Source organism: Geomonas limicola, from assembly GCF_014193675.1.
In the GTDB taxonomy this organism is placed as follows: Bacteria; Desulfobacterota; Desulfuromonadia; order Geobacterales; family Geobacteraceae; genus Geomonas; species Geomonas limicola.
Genome location: NZ_BLXZ01000015.1, coordinates 1 through 2,580, shown reverse-complemented (window position 1 = coordinate 2,580; position 2,580 = coordinate 1). Strand labels below are relative to the sequence as shown.

At 50.4% G+C, this 2,580-nt stretch carries 4 protein-coding genes and 1 rRNA gene; 1 reads left to right on the top strand and 4 read right to left on the bottom strand.

From position 1 onward, the window contains the following. Nucleotides 1-174: 174 nt before the first annotated feature. A complete protein-coding gene (locus H7688_RS22430) occupies nt 175-1,047 on the top strand; it encodes an EamA family transporter (RefSeq protein ID WP_183363493.1) in 873 nt (290 codons plus the stop codon). 75 nt (nt 1,048-1,122) lie between these two features. On the opposite strand, the gene H7688_RS22425 is transcribed toward H7688_RS22430, so the two are convergent. The 4 genes from H7688_RS22425 to rrf all read right to left on the bottom strand — a co-directional run. Further along, on the bottom strand, nt 1,123-1,344 hold the full coding sequence (locus tag H7688_RS22425; RefSeq protein WP_183363492.1) for an outer membrane protein assembly factor BamD: 222 nt from the start codon (nt 1,342-1,344) through the stop codon (nt 1,123-1,125). Between the two features lie 166 nt (nt 1,345-1,510). After that, nucleotides 1,511-1,756 carry a YtxH domain-containing protein gene (locus H7688_RS22420; protein WP_183363491.1) on the bottom strand — a complete coding sequence of 82 codons (246 nt, stop codon included), beginning with the start codon at nt 1,754-1,756 and terminating at the stop codon, nt 1,511-1,513. A 116-nt stretch (nt 1,757-1,872) separates the two neighbouring features. Next, nucleotides 1,873-2,379, bottom strand: coding sequence for a TlpA family protein disulfide reductase (locus H7688_RS22965; RefSeq protein WP_371873216.1), 507 nt, complete (start codon nt 2,377-2,379; stop codon nt 1,873-1,875). Between the two features lie 112 nt (nt 2,380-2,491). After that, nucleotides 2,492-2,580 (bottom strand): 5S ribosomal RNA (gene rrf / locus H7688_RS22410); the annotation flags it as partial.

Below are 2,580 nucleotides of genomic sequence, written 5' to 3'. Positions count from 1 at the left end.
TAAAGGATCAAGCCAGGGCAGTTATTGAGTTGTCGGAGAGCAGTACTGCAACAGAGTCCCGTTTTATAGCAAAGCTTCCCGGGTGCGTCAACCCTTTTCCGATCACTTAATGAATAATTTTCTTTAACCCTGTTTTCCTCTGACTTTCCAAGTGGCATTAGATATACTGCGCCAATGTCTAATACAGCGTTTACCCTCATTGTCATCTCAGCCGTGATGCACGCCCTTTGGAATCTCCTGGTAAAAAGGAGCCGTCACAAGACGGTATTCATCTGGTGGATGTTCGTTGCCTCATTCGTACTATTCACCGCAGTTTTGCCCTTTACGTCAGAGTCCATTCTGTTTCCAGACCGCTCCACGGCAATACTTATCATCATTGGCGCTGTCTGTTACGTTTTGTACCACCTCCTCAACGGTAGAGCCTACCAGACGGGCGACCTTTCCGTCGTCTACCCCCTGTCCCAAACTTCTATGGTCTATGTTCCTATCTGGGGAATGGCACTTTTGGGTGAGCGCCTGACACTGGTTGGGGCAGCAGGCATACTCCTGGTAATCTTCGGAACGCTCCTGGTGCAAATGCAGCAGCTGTCGTTGGCTGAACTCGCCCGCCCCTTTCGCGACCTCAGGAGTCCGGCGGTTCGAGCCTCCCTCTCCGCCGGCTTTATATACTCTATCGGCTCAATCGCGGAGAAGACAGGAGTGCGGCACTACACGCCCCTGCTGTTCACTTACTTTCTGGTTTTCTGCATGCTGCTTCTCATGTCAATAAACCTAGCGCGGCCCAAGTACCGGGTCCTGATCAGAGAGGAGCTCCAAGAGAACTGGCGCCCCATTCTTTGGAGCGGCCCGATCGTCATGGCATCTTTCCTCACCTTCCGCTACGGACTCAACCTTGCGCCAGTGGCGTATGCAGTACCAGTGCGCCAGGTCAGCATTATGATTGGCGTAGTAATAGGCATAATGTTCTTGCGCGAGTCATTTGGAAGAATCCGGCTCCTGTCGGCGCTATTCATTGTCGCCGGCGCAGTCCTCATCCGGTTTGGATAATGATTTTAGGACAACCATCACCTCCAGATTAAGGAGTTTACCTCCACATTGTTCCCTTCTGGTCTACGCGCTATTCTATTTCTTTTTCAGGGCAGCGAGCCGTTCCTGGGCCTGCTTCGTGATCGTGCTATCGGGATACTTGCTGACGATCTCGTTGTAGAGTTTTGCTGCATGTTCATTGTTGTGTTGTTTTTCTTCGAACTGTGCTGTCTCATACAACTCTTTAGCCTTGTCACCAGTACAGCCCACATTGAACAAACAAACCACAACCAACACAATTACCAGCAAACTTTTCATGTACCCCCCCTTTAAAAATCCAAAATCAGCGACCAATACTCTAAATTAACGAATGGCCCACCAGTTGCCGGCAGGCCAATCGTTCCACCCCTTTACTATGATGCCCGTGCACCTGGCGGGCATCAACTGCAAATACGTTCATCCATCCTAGATGAATTGTTTAACTTCAGCGTTTATGCAGGAAACTTCCGGTCATCCCGTTTACCCGTTCGGCCATATTGCAGACATTATCCGAGACACTCCGGAACATCTTGTCCCCCTGCCTGCCAACATCCCGCCCAAAACGAGCCAATTCTTTGCGGCTTTTCTTGCCAGATTGCGGAGCCAGCAGCAAAGCCATTCCGGCACCGACGATTCCACCACCGACCAGGAAAAGAGCGTCCGACATAGCGTTATTGAACCTGCGTGCCATGGTGTGCCTCCTTAAGAGATATTTGCCATGGCCCATTATAACTCCAGCTCATCGGAGAAAACTATGGGAAAAAAAGTAGCCATATGCTGTGGTAGGTTTACGAGATGGCGCCAGAGTCACCTCGGCAGGAGTTGGACAATCAACTTTTCTAGCTGTTCAGACCGAATCTCCCCGCTTATTTTACGTTGAACGATCCCATCCTGCCCGATTAGAAAGATGGTAGGGTACCCGGCGACCTGGTACGTCCTCGCAAGCAAACCATGTTCGTCAGTCAAGTTGACGAACCTGATCCCAGCGCCGTTTAGAAAAGCGTGAACATCTTTGGCAGCGCTACCAGCTTCTATACCGACGACAGATAGTCCTCGATATCCGTAGTTAAGATAAAGCGGATTCAGGTGCCGCAGGCTATCACCGCAACACTTCCTGGACCAAAAGTACAGGACGACAAGTTTCCCTTTTTGCTGTCCAAGTGAAAAATATTCGCCGCTGACATCGATTCCAGAAATGGCTGGGGCGACGTTCCCTGAAACGGGTGCGGGAGACTCTACGCAGCAACCAATAATGGTAGAGCAAAGAATCAGAAGCCAGAATACCTGGCACCATAACTGATTTGGGGATTTCATAACGGTAAGATGGCCTGCTCGAAGCATCGAGTCAAGCTTTTTGGAAAGCTGATAGCCTAGTTCTGAATACAAAAAGCCCCGCTGATTTCTCAGCGGGGCTTTTCAATTAAATTCCCTGCGGCGACCTACTCTCCCACATAGCTTCCCATGCAGTACCATCGGCCCAGAGAGGCTTAACTTCTGTGTTCGGGATGGGAACAG

Excerpts from the sequence above, each read along its gene's own strand:
- H7688_RS22430 (WP_183363493.1), top strand. The coding sequence starts at position 175 with ATGTCTAATACAGCGTTTACCCTCATTGTCATCTCAGCCGTGATGCAC.
- H7688_RS22965 (WP_371873216.1), bottom strand. The coding sequence starts at position 2,379 with ATGAAATCCCCAAATCAGTTATGGTGCCAGGTATTCTGGCTTCTGATT.
- H7688_RS22425 (WP_183363492.1), bottom strand. The coding sequence starts at position 1,344 with ATGAAAAGTTTGCTGGTAATTGTGTTGGTTGTGGTTTGTTTGTTCAAT.
- H7688_RS22420 (WP_183363491.1), bottom strand. The coding sequence starts at position 1,756 with ATGGCACGCAGGTTCAATAACGCTATGTCGGACGCTCTTTTCCTGGTC.